Raw genomic sequence first — 15,236 nt, forward strand, 5'->3', positions numbered from 1 at the left:
CTTATTCAGTTAAACTTAGTTAATAATTAAAATTAATTATTGTTGATGGAATGGGGTGCAGTTCGCACGCTTTGGTACGTTGATTTAATGTTATTTGCATTTTATTGTTTTGTCCTTTCTGGTGACGTTGGGTTGTAGATTAATACGGTTTTTTTATTATTTTAAAATTAGTGAATTATAATATAATACTATTTTTTTAATAAAAAAATCATATTCAATAATGATTTTTTTAGTTGTAATAAAATTAAAATATTTATTTCTTTCATTAATTTGTACTTTGTTTGTATAAAGTAAATCATTATAAGATAAAAAAATATAAAATATTTTTTGATTGATTTTGTCATATGCTAAAATAATTGTATTTGTAATTTTTGAATTATAATACTTAATTTGTTTATTAAGTTCGTTTGGGAAATCTGAAGCAAGAAATAAAATATTTCTTTTTAATCTATTTTTATTAAAATCAGTTGTTTTTAGTTGAAAAAAATGATTATTATCAATTATAAAATCAACTTTTCTATTAGTTTTGTTTTCAATTTCCTGCGGTTCAATTATTAAATTTTTAAAATGCTTATTTAAATATTTAAAAACTAATTCTTCAATTAACATTCCAAACATCCCCCCATTTTTTGCCTTTTCAAATGTTTTAAAAAAATCTTTTGTGAAATTTTTTGATGTTAAAATGCTGCGGATGGTTTTTTCAATGTTTTTCATTGTTCATTCCTTTCTGGTGACGTTGGGTTGTTTGAGTCTTGTTTGATTTCTTCTGTACGAAGATAAATTAATTCATTTTTCTTTGTTTTTTGAAAAAAGATCTTTTTGTCGTTTTCGATGAAATAAAAGATTTTAGGTTTGAAAAGATTTTTAAACCAATTAATAATGATTAAAAAAGTTAAAAAAATAGCTTGTAAAATTTTAAAAATGATACTTATTAAAATATCAATGATATATAAAACTGGTGGGCAAAGAAGAATACAATAAAATAATAAGAAAAAAATTCCTAATTCATTGCTATTATTTTTATGAAAAGAAACAATAGCGTACCAAAACTTAACAATTAGATCCCATAGATATGAAAAAGGGTTAATCATTTAATTTGGTATCTTTGTTTTTTTGGTCTAAAAAATTGATAATCATTGGTAATTGGATAGCAAAAAAACCTTTTTTAAGTTGGTTGATAAGCCATTTATAATATTTCCAATGTAAAATAAAAATGAATATTATTGCAGTGTAAATAGTGATAAAAAAATATTTAATAATAGTCATTATGGTAGATATTTTATCAGTCATGGTATTGTTCTTCTTTTTTATGAATTGATTCTATATTTCTTATTTTTTGATTTGATTTTGTATTTTCTATTTTTTTATTTTTCATAGTTTGGTTCCTTTTTGTTGATTTTGATATTTTTTTTAATTGAAAATTGAGTTATCATAATTGTTTTTCCTTTCTAGTAAAACGGTTTTATGTCGTTTTTTTTATAAAAAAAAGACACCGATTGGTGTCTTTTTGGTTGATTATTCTTTTATTGTGCCGTCGGGGTTGTATTCGGTGATACAATTGATAGTTTGACCATCATTTTGGTAGTGTGTTGTTTTAATTTCTTGGCCGTTTTCGTTGTATTCGTTAATGTAATCGATAGTTCGGCCGTCACCTCGGTAGTATGTTTTTTTGATTAATTTTTCGTTTTTGTTGTATTCGTTAATGGAATCAATATTTTGGCCGTCAGGATAATAGTGTGTTATTTTAATTAATTTTTCGTTATCAGTATATTCGTTAATTTGTTTGATAGTTTTGCCGTCGGGTTGGTAGTGTGTTTGTTTAACTAATTTTTTGTTTTCGTTGAATTCGTTGACGAAATCGATGGTTTTGTTAGAATTATAGTTTGTTATTTTGATTACTTTGCTATTTTTATATTCATAATTTGTTGTAGGTCTTTGTGGCGGTTTTGTTGTGTTGTAATAATGTTCTGATGTTTCAATATAGTTAAAAATTGCTTTTCCGTAATTATCATAAATATTCCAATCATCAAAAAGCCAACGTTTAGTATATTTATAATATAATTCGTTATGTTTTTCATCATAAATAGTTTGTGAATAACGACCAAATTTATCTCTTATTTCATCAGCATCATAATAGTCACCTGGTTTAATATAACAATTATCTTTCCATTGGTCTAATTTTTCTTTGTAAGTTGAACGTATCACAACTTATATGATAAATTGTATTTTCAGTTTCGACAGTTTGTGTTAAGGTGTAATTATCGTTTTCTATTTTCCATTTAAAAGGTGATTTTATTATTATTGTTTTATCTTTTTCCAATTTTGGATAGATTCAAATGGATTGGATGAAGAAGGAGAATGACTTTTATTGTTTTTTTAGATGATTGAGATTCTTTATTTGTTCTTCATAAATTGGTTCTTGATTTTTTGTTCTAAAATTGGTAATTCAACTTTTGTTTATCATTATTCTTTTTACTTTTACGATATAAAAATATAATAGTTGTAATAATTATTATACAAATAATAATAATAATTATCGAACGTTTTTTAAAAAATTATTATTCATAAATTTTGTTCCTTTATAATAATAATAAAATTGAATATATTTTTTATTATATATTTTTTATTTAATTAAACAGTTTTATGTCGTGTTTTTATAAAAAGACACCGATTTGGTGTCTTTTGGTTGGTGGAACGTTAAATAAAAATTCTAAAACAAAAGTTTAAATTTTAAAAACGATGTTTAAAAATAAAGTTTTTATGTTAATGGTTTATTAACGTCTGGTTTTGATGGTGGTGGTGTTGCGTTGTAATAATGTTCTGATGTTTTAACACTGTCAAAAATTGCTTTTCCATCAGTATCATAAATGTTCTACAAATCAAAAGCCAACGTTTAGTATATTTATAATATAATTCATTATGTTTTTCATCATAAATAGTTTGTGAATAACGACCAAATTTATCTGGTGTTTCTTCAGGTTTATAATAATCACCTGGTTTAATATAACAGTTATTTTTCCATTGCGTTAATTTTTCTTTGTAATCAGATAAACAACTTATATGGTAAATTGTATTTTCAGTTTCAACTGTTTAGAATTGAAATCGTCGCCGTCTTTCCATTCGAAAGGCGATTCTTTTATTATTTTAGTTAAAAATATTTTCATCTTTTTTTCCATTTTTGGATGGATTCATATGGATTAGATGAAATAGAGAGAATGACTTTTATTATTTTTTAGATGATTGAGAATCTTTATTTTGTTCTTCATAAATTGGATCTTGATTTTTGTTCTAAAATTAGTAATTCAATTTTTGTTTATTGTTATTATTTTTATTTTTATTTATATATGATATAAATATAATAATAATAATAATAATAATAATAGTTAACAAATGTTTTTTGAAAAAATTATTATTCATAAATTTTGTTTCCTTTCTAATAATAATAATTGAAATTAAATGTATTATTATTATATATTTTTTTATTTAATTAAATAGTTTTATATCGTATTTAGGACGATTTTTGATAAAAAAAGACACCGATTGGCGTCTTTTGGTTGGTTGTGTTATTTTTTATGTTTTTATGATTTATTTTGCTATTTTTGTGTTGAATGATTGTTTATTTTATTTGGTTTCAATTTGTTTGATTGTTTTATTTTCAGGCATATAATACATTTTTTTAATTAATTTTTCATCTTCATTATATTCTTGAATTTGTTTAATAGTTCGACCGTCGGGGTTGTATTCTGTTTCTTTAGTTTTTTGGCCGTTTTCGTTGTATTCGTTAATTTGTGTGATAATTTTGCCGTAGTTTCCATAAATTATTTCTTTAATTAATATTTCATTTTTGTTATATGAGTTGTTTTGTTTGATAGTGTGACCGTCGTTATAGTAGTGTGTTTGTTGATATATTCGGCCGTCATCGTTATAAAAGTTTAATATCATATTAGTTTTCCAACCAGTTTTGTTGTATTCGTCGATGAACGAAATACGTTTGTTGTCTCCATAAAAACCTATATTTTTAATTTGTTGATTGTTATCGTTATATTCCAAAGCCAATTTCGTGGCTCCACTATCGGAATGACAAAATCTAATTTGACTATATTCAAATTGAAATAAATAAACGTTTTTTGCGCCGTTAGATAATTTAAGTAAATCGTTAATTTCTATATTTGAATCAGCATAACGAATTCCGTTGTCAAAATAAACGGCTTCAATTGGTAACATTCTTTTTACTTTATTGTCTAAATATTCAATTTCGTTTGTTAATTGCGTGTCTGCTTTTAATAAACGTCTTATACAACCATCCTCTTCAATAAAATTATTAAATTTTATTTTACTTATTTTTAAATTATTTTTAATAGTTGCGATATTTATAATAAGGTCTATTGTTGCAATAGGTTGTATTTTTTTGTTTTCGTATATACTTGATTTGAATGGCATAGCAATTTCGGTGTCAAAGGCAGTATTATAACAATTTAAATCAACAAACCTTTTATTTTCAATAATTTTATTATCATATAAATAATTTTGAATCAATTCTTTTTTGAAATCATCGTTATTTTGATCGGGATAAATTGTGAAAATTTGTTGATGAATATTAAGATTTGGATCTATTTCTTTTTGATTTGCGTTCCAAAAAATGTGTGCTTCTTCGATACAAATTTCATATTTTAATAAATCATCAAGTGTGTATTTGTTATCACCAGTTGGATATTTTTTGTTAAAAGGATTATCACGATATTTAAAATAAACAGTGATTAATCCTTTCGGTGAATCTTTAAAATAAAATAGACCTAATCTTTGAGAATTATTATCATTATAACCTGGATGATTTAAATCAAAATAACTACTAAAATAATAATTATTATTGTCATTCATTTTTAAAATTTCAATAATTTCATTATTATTAAAAACATTGTAATCATACCTTTTTAGACATGATTGTGTACGCAACCATTCTTGTTCGTATTCGTCTTGATCGAAAAAGCTAATTGTTTCTTGTTTATAATTATAAAAATAATTAAGTATTGCTTTGATGATAATTAAAGATAAACAACTTAATAAAATACAATTGACAAAGAATAACTTTATTTTATAATTCATGACATATATATTGATCTCCTTTTTTTAATTTTTTTTAATTTTGTAATTTAGTTTATTCTTTTAATTGCCTTGGCGTTTTTTTTTTTTTTTTATTTTTTTTGTTGTTTCCTTGTTGTTTTTTTGTCTATTTATAGTAAAAAAAAACAGCTGTTTTGAAAAACAGCTGTTAATAAAAAAAGACTTTCTATTTGAAAATCTTTTAAATTAGTTAGTGATTTGATAAATTTTGTTTAATTGTATAATTGTAATTTTTTCATCACTAACCGATAAATCTTTATAATCTTGTTCTAATTCTTTTTTGTTTTCTTTAGCTCTATTTAACATTTCGGTATACATATCTTTGTCAGCTTCAAGATCGGCAATTTCATTTTCAATATTTGGTGTTTGTTGTTGTTTTTTTAATTCATTTTTTTTGTTTTCAATTTTATTTAATTTATCATTGTAATCATCAATTTCTTTTTGTTTGTCTTTAATTTTTCCTGAACGTCTTTGTAATATCGATTTCTTTGTTGTTCTTATTTCTTCAATTTTAGTTTTTTCAGTTGGATTTAGATTTTTTGGTAATAAATTGTCATCTAATGATAAAATGTAATTTTTTATTTCATCAAATCTAGTTTGTGAAATAGGAATTTTGGGTTCTATTTCAGGTTTTGGTGTTTCAACTTCTTTTGATTTTTCGATTGGAGTTGATTCGGTTTGTTGTTTTGTATTTTCTTCAATATTAGTTGTTGAAAAATTATTTTTTGGTTTTAATATATAAAAACCAATTCCAATAAAAATTATAGATATAATAATAAATAATAAAATGTTTCTTTCTTTTGAATTCATATTTTTTTCCTTTTTTTCTTTTTTAATATATATAAAACATTATAAATAAATTATATAATTAAAGTCATATAATTTATTTTTTTAGTGATTATATTTTAATTCCATGGCGTACGTATCTCATGTTATTAAAATGGTTGTTTCTTGCATTAAAGTTTGGTGATTTTTGTTTTAATTGATTTTTGTTTGCTTCAATTAATTCGTTATATTGTGTTTGTTGTTCTTCTAATTGTTTTTTTAATTGTTCTTGTATTTTTAGGTTAGTTGTTTTATTTAATTCTTTTATAAGTGTTCTGATAGTATTTGCATATGCATTAAGTTTTAAGCTACGTCTCTCTTTGATATTTTCTCTTTGAATTTGTGAATTATCCATTAATTGTTGTAAATTGTCTGGATTTTGATCTTCTAATAATTTATCACCTTTAGCTTTACATTCTTTGTATTTCCCTTCATATTTTTCAAGATCACGTTCAGTTCTAGCACAAACAGAATCATAAGTTTCTTTACTCATCATTTGTGGAGTTCCATCTTCATTATAATAATTTTGTTTTATTTTGTTAATTATGTTATGTGTTTCATGAAGAGTTAATGTTGTTGTTGAAAGAAAATTAGAAAATTGTTTAGTTGTATTTCCAGCAGTTTTTAATAATGCTCTGCCAGTTATAGTATCAACATATAAATTAGCACCATCCATTATTGTACTACATAATAAACCAAAACTAAATTTGTTTTTTTGTTCGTGGGTATCCCATGCACGTTTACATGCTTCTGCCATTTGACGTTCAATTTCAATTTCAGCTAATTTATCGTCTATTTTTTTCATTTCAGTTTTATTTTCTTCGATTTGAGCTTCAATTTGTTTTAAACGTTTATCGGTATCTTTAATTTGATCAAATAATTTTTTTTCATTAATTGATAAATCTTTGTAATCTTGTTCTAATTCTTTTTTGTTTTCTTTAGCTCTATTTAACATTTCGGTATACATATCTTTGTCAGCTTCAAGATCGGCAATTTTTCTTTCTACTTCAACTATTTGTTTGATAATTTCCATATGTTTAGTTTGTAAATCTTCAATTTCTTTTTTTAATTGTTTACGTACTTCTTCGTCTTCTTCTTTAGCTAATTGTTCTTCTTTTTGTTTTATTTCTTTTTCTTTATCTTCTTGTCGTTTTTTTAAGTCAATTAGTTGACCGTTTAAAATACAAATGTTTTGTTCGACATTGTCATATTTGTCTCTAATTTCTTTAATTTTATTTTTGTTATCTTCTAATTTTTTTTCGATTTTTTCTTTTTCTTCTTTAGTTAAATTAAGTGCTTCTTTATCTTCTTTTATTTCAGCTTCAAGTTTTTTTGCTTCGTCATATAGTTTTGTATTTAAACCATCGTAATTGGTTAAAAGATTATCGTATTGCTTAAGTTTTTCATCTAAATGAATTACTGTTTTAGCTGCGTATTTTGAAGATGGTTCTCTTTTGGTTAGATAGAAAAAAGCACATAATAATACAATTATTATTGCAATTGAAATAATAATTTTCTTTAATGAAAATTTATACATTCCATAAATTAGAAATATAATAGGTATAATTGATATAAGTAGTATTATTTGTTTATAATATTTAAAAAATAACATTGTTATTGAAATCATGTTTAATTTTCCTTTCTTGTTTGATTTTTTTTTAAAATTAGTATGATTTTTTTATTTAGTTTGTTTTTTATAATTGCTTTCGCAGTCCTTAGTTTTTTGTTTTTGTGCTTCTCTTGGTTTTGAATTGCGTAGTTGTTTTTTAAAAAAAACAACTACGGAATATAGTAAAATTATTTAGATTGAGATGTTAAATCTTTTTCTATTTGGTTTAAAATGTCAATGTTTGGTGAAATTATCATCTTGTATGCTTGTTGCAAATCTTCTTTTTGAATTGCTTTTCTTTTATCTTCACCAGTTCCGCGGTTTCTTGCGAATACACTGACTGTTGTTTTTAAAAGGTTTTCGAGTGTACGATTTGCTTTTAAAAATTCTTGGTCTTGTGGCAAACGTTCTAATGATTCGTTAATGACGTTGAATAAGTAATTTTTCGAATCAACACAGTATGGATTTTTACGTTTTTCAATTAAGAATTTTAACATTTTTTGACGTTCTTCTCTATTTCCTGGTTTAACTTCGATATTGTATGTAAATCTTGATTTAATAGCTTCGTCGATTTGTTCGATATGATTAGTTGCACCGATGACAAAGATTGGTTTGTTTGGATTGTTTTCAGTTGATGTCATTTCAGTTTTGAATTGGTTAACGACGTTTGCAATTTCGGAACCAGCTTCAAGTGAACCTAAATCAGTAAAAATAGTTTCACATTCGTCTAAAAATATAATTGCTCCGTTATTTTCTTTAGCTTCAGCTTCTTTTCTTGCTGCTGCAAATAAGTCTTGAACCATTTGCGGTGCAAGTCCTTTATATTTTTGAGAGAAGATAGAACTGCTTACTTCGAAAAACGGTAATTTAGTCTCTTTTGCTAATGCTCGAGCTAATGTTGTTTTACCAGTACCAGGACATCCATACATTAAGATTCCTAACGGTGCTTCGACATCTCCGATTCCTTCATAATTTGATTTATTTTTTAAATAGTCTAAGAATCCATCACATGCTGTTAATTCTTCTTTAAATCCGATTAGTTTGTCGAATGATAAGAATTTATTTGGATTAGCTGGTACGAATTTGTACGGTGCGTCATCTTCTTCACCTGCTTGTGCTAAATTTGCATCAGGTCCGACTGATGTACCATTTGCTGATAATGGTTGATTTGATTGTGTCTTATTTTTCTTTTCTAAATCATTAATTTGATTTTCAAACATTTTTAATTTTTTCGAGTTATTTATTCCATCATTAGTGATTGCATCGTGATGTATGTAAATGAAAATTGACATAACGCAAATGCTGAAGAATAATAGAAAACTAAAATAATGTAAAAATTTTGATTTTGGTTTTGTTTCAGTTATTATTGTTTCTTTTTTAATTGGTTCTTTTTTAATTACCATGATATTCATTCCTTTCTTTTTTAATTTTTAAAATTTTGATTATTTTTTAATCTTTTTTAATGACTTTTATGTCGTCTTTTATGTTTTGTTTTTTAATTTGTTCGTTTAAATTTTTAATTTGTTCGTTTAAATCGTTAATTTGTTTACCATGAGAAATAATTTGTGGAAATAAACAATAGAATATAGAGTAATTGTATATAGAAAATAATATAAATGATGAAATACCTAAAATAATGTCTGACATGATTAATTCCTTTCTTTTTTTGATTTTTAAAATTTTATTAAAATAAAAAAAACCACTATTTTAATAGTGGTTTAGTTTTTTAAAATGTTATAATTATGCAGTTTGAGTAATTTTAGTAGCAATTGTCGTACCACCACCATAAGCATTACCATTTTTATCAACTAATTCGTATTTTGAAATTAGATTGTGCTTGTTTTGTCATGATATTTGTTTTGTTGAATAGTGTAGTCGATAATAGCTTTAGTTGTACCATTTACAGTTTTTAATTGCGGTCTTGTACTACTATCAGTATATTCTGTTTTACCATCAGCAGCAATACATTCAACTTTTACTTTATTGTTGAATTTCTAACTATATCATTATCAAACCAGTAGTTAATTTCCAAGAATAACGTACATCTACATGCATCCATTTAAGTCTAAATTAGCTTCATGTTGAATTTTAATATGTATTGGAACATATTTATTAACTAATAAATACACTGATTAATAGTAATTTTTTATCTAAATTATTGCTATTATTTGCAATTCGTTCGATAATTGAATTTTGAAGTAAAATTAGTTTCAAAAGTCTACTTTTCTAGGCGTCTTTTTGAGTGGAAGAAATGGTTTAATGCGAAAATACTACCAGCTGAAAATTAAAATTACAAATATAAATAGTGAAAACCTAAATAAATCTTATTCATCTTTTTGATTTTTTATTTTTGATGTTTTCCATGATTTTCTCCTTTCTTTTGAATTTTAGTTTTTGAAATAACTAATGATTATTCTTTAATAGATTTATATTTTTATATTATATATCTGAACTTGGTCCTTTTTTTCCTGAATATTTTTCACGTTCGTCAACTGGTTTAGATGATTCATCTTTTATTGTCAGTTTTGCAGCTTCATCTTTTTTGTCAGTTTTGCAGTTTCATCTTTTTTGTCTTTCAGTTTTTGCTGATTTTGTAGTTGCAGTTGTTTCAGCTGTTTTAGTTTCATCAGTTTTGAAAAATAACTAATTACAGATAATGACATTATAAATAGACTCATGCAAAACATAATTACAAATATATTAGTAATCATTTGTAATTTTCGTAGAATTACTTTCTATATCTTTACAGTATTTTTTTCCATATTTTTCCTTTCTTTGAATTTTATTTATAAATAAAAAGAACAATTTAATTGTTCTTAATTGTCAGTTTACGACTATGACAAGGTCGTGTTATTTTGTCAGTTTTACGACATAACGGGAGATATAACCAAGGTCGTGATTTTTAATTTTCTTTCTTTTATTGTTCCATCAAATCAGTATTTCGTAATGGTTTCACCAATCATTTTATCAGGATTGTATTCTACGATGGTTTCAACAGTTCCATTGTCGTCGTGTTTTGTTCTTTTAACTGATTTTTCGTTTTCGTTGTATTCGTCGATCCACCAAATAGCTATATACCATCATCTTGATAGTATATTTTTTTTTTAATTTTACCAACTTCGTTAAATTCTTCAACTGCCAATAGTTCGACCGTCTTGATGATAGAACGTTTCTGTACTAAATCGTTTCGTTGTATTCGTTGATTGTAAAAATAGTTTTATTATCAGTTCGATAGTATGTTTTTACTAATTTTTCGTTATTGTCGTAATCATTAATAAAATTAATGGTTTGCCACCATCAAGTTGATAATGTATTTCTTTAACTATTTTTCCACTTTGTGAATTTATAATTTTTTGAATTGTTTGCAGCCAACGTCATCACTATTGCAAAATGTTTTTAATGTTGTTCGTATTAATTATTATTATTCAATAAATTAATAGTTCCATCATACCCAATATTTTGTTCTTTTAATTAATTTTTTGTTTCAAATAATTCATCAATTAATGAAACAGTTTTATTATCATTAAAATATTCTATTCTTTTGTTAAATTTCCTTTATTATATTGACATAAAGGATTTAATAGATTTATCGTTGTGATCGCTATTTTTAATTAAAATTATTATAATCATCATATTCTTCAATAAAAAAAATATTACCTTCATCAAAATATGTTGTTTTTAACTAAAATTTTTCGTTTTGATTGTATTCGTTGATATGATTGATAGTTCCATTACGATTGTAGTATATTTGATTAATTACTTTTTCATTTTCATTGTAGTCAGTAATTTCTTCGATAGTTTTACCATCATCGTAATAAACTGTTTGTTTAACTAATTTTTCGTTTTCGTTGTATTCGTAAGTTGATAAAATAGTTTTACCATCATATCCATAGTATATTCTTTTAACTAATTTTTCGTTTTCGTTGTATTCGCAAATTTGTTTGATAGTTTGGTTGTCGGAACGATAATATATTGTAGTTTTAACTAATTTTTCATGTTCGTTGTATTCTTTAACGATTTTGTGTCCGTATTCATCGGTGTATGTTTTTATGTTTGTTTTCATAATTTTTATCTCTTCTTTCTTTATTTATTTGAATTATTTTTTATAAGAATTATATTTTGTTATGGTTTCAATTCCATCAGGATGATAGGTTGTTTTTTTGATTTTTTTGCCATTTTTATCGTATTCGTTGACGAAATCAATAGTTATACCATCGTTTCGATAAAATATTAATTTAATTAATTTTTCATTTTTATTATATTCGTTAATGAATTTAATAGTTTTGCCATCAAATTGATAACCTATTGCTTTAATTATTTTTTCATTATCAAATTGTATAATTCTTTTAACAGTTTCATCGTCTTCATGATATAATATTTTTGTAATTAATTTTTTGTTTTCATTGAATTCGTTGATGTGATCGATGGTTTTATCGGAACGATAAAATATTTGTTTATTATTCATCGTCATCATCGTCTTCGTCGTAGAAATAGTCGTCTTTGTCGTATTCTTCGATTGACGAAATAGTTTTACCGTCATCTTCATAGATTATACTTCTAATTAATATTCCATTTTCTTTGTATTCATCGATCCAATCAACAGTTTCACCATCATCTTGATAGGTTATTTCTTTAACTAATTTTTCGTTTTCGTTGTATTCTTCGATGTAATGGATAGTTTGATTATCGTTATAATAGTGTGTTATTTTAACTAATTTACCATTTTTATAGAATTTTTCACTGTAATCAGTATATTCTTGAACGATTTTGTATTCATTTTCATCAATGTATAATTTTATAGTTTTTTTCATAATTTTTATCTCTTCTTTCTTTATTTATTTTATTTTTTATCATCATAAATTGTTTCACTAATTAATTTTCCATTTTTTTCAGTGTATTCTTCAATTTGAATAATTCTACCATCAGGTCGATAAAACGTTGCTGTAGCAAATTTTTTATTTTTGTTATATTCTATAATTGCTTTTAAAGTTTTACCATCATTTTCGTAGAATGTTGTTTTGATTATTTTTCCATTTTTATCAAGTTCTTCAATGATTTTATGTCCGTATTCATCAGTTTTGTTTATAATTTTCATATTATTTTCCTTTCTTTATTTATTTAGATTGTTTAAAATAAAAAAAGACTCATATATGTAAGTCTTTTTTTATGTTAGTTTTTATTGTTAAAAATCAACGTTTGTATTAATCGTTTTCTTCGATGTTGTCTTCATATTTTTCATAAATTTCACCGATTAATTCGTCAGTGTCAGCAACTAAATTTTTAGCTTCGTGAATAAGTTTAGAAATTTTTATAATATTATCAATAATTATGTCAAATTTAGCTTTAATTTCTTTTATTAATTCAGGATTCGAAGTTATAATTTCAATTTCATTTAAGTTTGCATCATAATAAAGATGATCGAAAGTTTCATCTAATTCATGTAAAATATCAAACATTCCATATGTATTATTTAATTCAAAATCACCACCTAAAATATAAGAATGACTAGATAATATTCCGTTTTCATCTTTAATGATTAATTTTATTTGTTTTTGTTTTGTTTTTCATAATTTTTATTCCTTTCTTTTTTGTTTAATTTTTATTTTTACATAATTATTTCTTTAATTAATTTACTGTTTTCGTTGAATTCTTCAGTTTTAAAAATAGTTTTACCATCATAAAGATAATATATCTTTTGATTATTTTTATTTTTATTGAATTCATCAATACGATAAATACGTCGACCATCAGAACGATAATTTATTTGTCTAATTAATTGACCGTTATTATTATATTCTTTAATAACCTTATATTCGGTTTTGTTTGTTTTCATAAGTTTTATTCCTTTCTTTTTGATTTTAAAATTTTGATTATTTTTAATTTTTTTAATGACTTTATGTCGTCTTTTATGTTTGTTTTTAATTTGTCGTTTAAATTTTTAATTTTGTTTAAATCGTCAATTTGTTTACCATGAAAAATTTGAATAAAAATAGAATATAAAAAAAAATAAAAGTAAATTAAATAATTCACATGATTAATTTTCTTTATTTGTTTTTTTTTTATTTTTCGAAAAATAAAAATAGTTGCTTAAAAAACAACTATTTTGTTTAATGTAAATGACTGTTGAAAGTCATTTTTATTTTATTCTAATTCAAGTTCTTTGACTATGTCTTTGATTGTTTTAGAAGGTTTAAATGTCATTGCTGTTTTTGGTGGAATTGTAATCACTTTTTGATCCGTAATTCTTTTGATTGTACGTTCAGCTCGTTTTTAGTACAAATTTACCTATTTTTGGTGATAAAACAACTTCTTCGTTGTTTGTGATACATTCAATTAATACATCTATGATATCATTGAAAATCTAGTTGTAAAATCAATCGTTTGATCCGTTTTAATAGCAATCTTTGTAATTAATTCTTTTTGTCATTATAATTATTCCTTTCTTTTTGATTTTTTTATTTTAAAATGGTAATTGATCGTCTTCTAATTTGTCAATTAGTTTAGTTGTGTCTTTTTTGAATCACAAAATATGCAGCATTAACTTTGACAAAGGTATCTTGTTTGATATTTATCTTCTTTATCTTTCCAAGTTTGACGAATTAATGAACCACTTACAATTATTTGACTACCTTTAGTTTGGTATTTTGCTAAGTTTTCAGCTGTTTTTCCAGTTATTTGACAATCAATGAAATTAGCTTCATTTTTATCATCTTTACCTTTTTTACCAGTTTGAACTGCTAATTGAAATGATAATGTTGCAAATGATTGTCCTTGATAATCAACATATTTTAATTTTAATTCTTGACATATTCGACCTTGTAAATTTACTGTATTTAACATTATTTAATGTTCCTTTCTTTTTTTGTATATATAAAAAAATAATTAATAGATAAAAATTTTAAAACGTAGTAATGAAAGACTGTATTATTTAATTATTTCGGAATCTTATTTTACTTTTTATTTTAAAGTTTTTATTATTAATCATTTTTTAATATTAATAATTGTTTTTTTATTTTTAATAATTTTTATAAAAAAGAAAACCTAGATAGTGGTTTGTTTTGTTTTTGTTTAATATACTTGAAAGGAGGATATAACATGTTTATAACAATCGAAATAATAATTTTATTTTTTATAAACTATCTAGGTTTCTTTTTTTGCCAAATTATATTGAAATTCAAAAAACGAAATATGTGTTATTTAAAATTTCGAACAATTTTAACGTCGTATTCAGGACGTGATTTTTTATTTTGTTTTAATAGTCTTGTTTATTTTTATTTTTTATATCGTTAATCAATCGACACGTAAAAAAAACAAAGTTTGTAATAATTGCAATAATAGAATTAATTATTAACGTTAATTTAAAATCACAAAGTAATGTAATACAATTAACAATGATAAAAATTAAATTCATATTTAATATAAAATCATATGATAATAAATAAGCAAATTCTGATTTTTTTCGATTTTTTATATTATAAATTATTAAAATTACAACAAATAAAAAGTTTGCAATAATTAAAATAATAGAATTAATTATTGATGCTAATTGAAAATCGCAAAATGTTAAAAACAAATTATTAATAGTTAAAAATAAATTCGTATTTAAAACAATTGACGATTGATTTTTTATTAATTTGTCAATTAATTTATTGTTTTGTTCTTCCATAATTTTTGTTTCTCC

General features: G+C 23.5%; 20 protein-coding genes and 1 pseudogene. All 21 read right to left on the minus strand.

Annotation, left to right across the window (positions count from 1 at the left end):
- Positions 1–156 precede the first annotated feature (156 nt).
- On the minus strand, positions 157–714 hold the full coding sequence (locus KTO59_RS02335) for a hypothetical protein (RefSeq protein ID WP_284928423.1): 558 nt from the start codon (positions 712–714) through the stop codon (positions 157–159).
- Complete coding sequence (locus KTO59_RS02340; RefSeq protein ID WP_284928424.1) at positions 711–1,091, minus strand: hypothetical protein; 381 nt, start codon at positions 1,089–1,091, stop codon at positions 711–713. The genes KTO59_RS02335 and KTO59_RS02340 overlap by 4 nt, the downstream gene beginning before the upstream one ends.
- A complete protein-coding gene (locus KTO59_RS02345; RefSeq protein WP_284928425.1) occupies positions 1,084–1,290 on the minus strand; it encodes a hypothetical protein in 207 nt (68 codons plus the stop codon). Before KTO59_RS02345 ends, KTO59_RS02340 begins: the two co-directional genes overlap by 8 nt.
- 225 nt (positions 1,291–1,515) lie before the next feature.
- On the minus strand, positions 1,516–2,205 hold the full coding sequence (locus tag KTO59_RS02350; protein WP_284928426.1) for a DUF2963 domain-containing protein: 690 nt from the start codon (positions 2,203–2,205) through the stop codon (positions 1,516–1,518).
- Positions 2,206–3,294: 1,089 nt separating this feature from the next.
- A complete protein-coding gene (locus tag KTO59_RS02355; RefSeq protein ID WP_284928427.1) occupies positions 3,295–3,417 on the minus strand; it encodes a hypothetical protein in 123 nt (40 codons plus the stop codon).
- A 204-nt stretch (positions 3,418–3,621) separates the two neighbouring features.
- Positions 3,622–5,103, minus strand: coding sequence for a DUF2963 domain-containing protein (locus KTO59_RS02360; RefSeq protein WP_284928428.1), 1,482 nt, complete (start codon positions 5,101–5,103; stop codon positions 3,622–3,624).
- Between the two features lie 204 nt (positions 5,104–5,307).
- A complete protein-coding gene (locus tag KTO59_RS02365) occupies positions 5,308–5,931 on the minus strand; it encodes a hypothetical protein (protein WP_284928429.1) in 624 nt (207 codons plus the stop codon).
- Between the two features lie 88 nt (positions 5,932–6,019).
- The gene (locus tag KTO59_RS02370) at positions 6,020–7,573 is read right to left on the minus strand and encodes a hypothetical protein (protein ID WP_284928430.1); all 1,554 of its coding nucleotides are present in this window, start codon (positions 7,571–7,573) and stop codon (positions 6,020–6,022) included.
- A 170-nt stretch (positions 7,574–7,743) separates the two neighbouring features.
- Complete coding sequence (locus KTO59_RS02375) at positions 7,744–8,958, minus strand: AAA family ATPase (protein WP_284928431.1); 1,215 nt, start codon at positions 8,956–8,958, stop codon at positions 7,744–7,746.
- Between the two features lie 46 nt (positions 8,959–9,004).
- Positions 9,005–9,202: a hypothetical protein gene (locus tag KTO59_RS02380; RefSeq protein WP_284928432.1), complete on the minus strand. Its 198-nt coding sequence runs from the start codon at positions 9,200–9,202 to the stop codon at positions 9,005–9,007.
- Between the two features lie 1,286 nt (positions 9,203–10,488).
- Positions 10,489–10,629 carry a DUF2963 domain-containing protein gene (locus KTO59_RS04550; protein WP_445083514.1) on the minus strand — a complete coding sequence of 47 codons (141 nt, stop codon included), beginning with the start codon at positions 10,627–10,629 and terminating at the stop codon, positions 10,489–10,491.
- Positions 10,630–10,732: 103 nt separating this feature from the next.
- Positions 10,733–10,840, minus strand: a complete 108-nt coding sequence (locus tag KTO59_RS04555; protein WP_445083515.1) for a DUF2963 domain-containing protein — start codon at positions 10,838–10,840, stop codon at positions 10,733–10,735.
- Positions 10,841–11,237: 397 nt separating this feature from the next.
- Positions 11,238–11,618, minus strand: coding sequence for a DUF2963 domain-containing protein (locus KTO59_RS02385; RefSeq protein WP_284928433.1), 381 nt, complete (start codon positions 11,616–11,618; stop codon positions 11,238–11,240).
- A gap of 33 nt (positions 11,619–11,651) precedes the next feature.
- A complete protein-coding gene (locus tag KTO59_RS02390; protein WP_284928434.1) occupies positions 11,652–12,020 on the minus strand; it encodes a DUF2963 domain-containing protein in 369 nt (122 codons plus the stop codon).
- Positions 12,013–12,366: a DUF2963 domain-containing protein gene (locus KTO59_RS02395; RefSeq protein ID WP_284928435.1), complete on the minus strand. Its 354-nt coding sequence runs from the start codon at positions 12,364–12,366 to the stop codon at positions 12,013–12,015. Before KTO59_RS02395 ends, KTO59_RS02390 begins: the two co-directional genes overlap by 8 nt.
- Before the next feature lie 29 nt (positions 12,367–12,395).
- Positions 12,396–12,650, minus strand: a complete 255-nt coding sequence (locus KTO59_RS02400; RefSeq protein WP_284928437.1) for a DUF2963 domain-containing protein — start codon at positions 12,648–12,650, stop codon at positions 12,396–12,398.
- A gap of 106 nt (positions 12,651–12,756) precedes the next feature.
- On the minus strand, positions 12,757–13,011 hold the full coding sequence (locus tag KTO59_RS02405) for a hypothetical protein (RefSeq protein ID WP_284928438.1): 255 nt from the start codon (positions 13,009–13,011) through the stop codon (positions 12,757–12,759).
- A gap of 149 nt (positions 13,012–13,160) precedes the next feature.
- Positions 13,161–13,388, minus strand: coding sequence for a DUF2963 domain-containing protein (locus tag KTO59_RS02410; RefSeq protein ID WP_284928439.1), 228 nt, complete (start codon positions 13,386–13,388; stop codon positions 13,161–13,163).
- A 308-nt stretch (positions 13,389–13,696) separates the two neighbouring features.
- Positions 13,697–13,813, minus strand: a pseudogene (locus tag KTO59_RS04560) (hypothetical protein); the annotation flags it as partial.
- A 279-nt stretch (positions 13,814–14,092) separates the two neighbouring features.
- Complete coding sequence (locus KTO59_RS02420; protein WP_284928440.1) at positions 14,093–14,395, minus strand: single-stranded DNA-binding protein; 303 nt, start codon at positions 14,393–14,395, stop codon at positions 14,093–14,095.
- A gap of 412 nt (positions 14,396–14,807) precedes the next feature.
- The coding region (locus KTO59_RS02425; protein WP_284928441.1) for a hypothetical protein at positions 14,808–15,236 on the minus strand (429 nt) is incomplete at its 5' end.

This window comes from Candidatus Phytoplasma sp. AldY-WA1, assembly GCF_020312115.2.
GTDB lineage: Bacteria > Bacillota_I > Bacilli_A > Acholeplasmatales > Acholeplasmataceae > Phytoplasma > Phytoplasma vitis.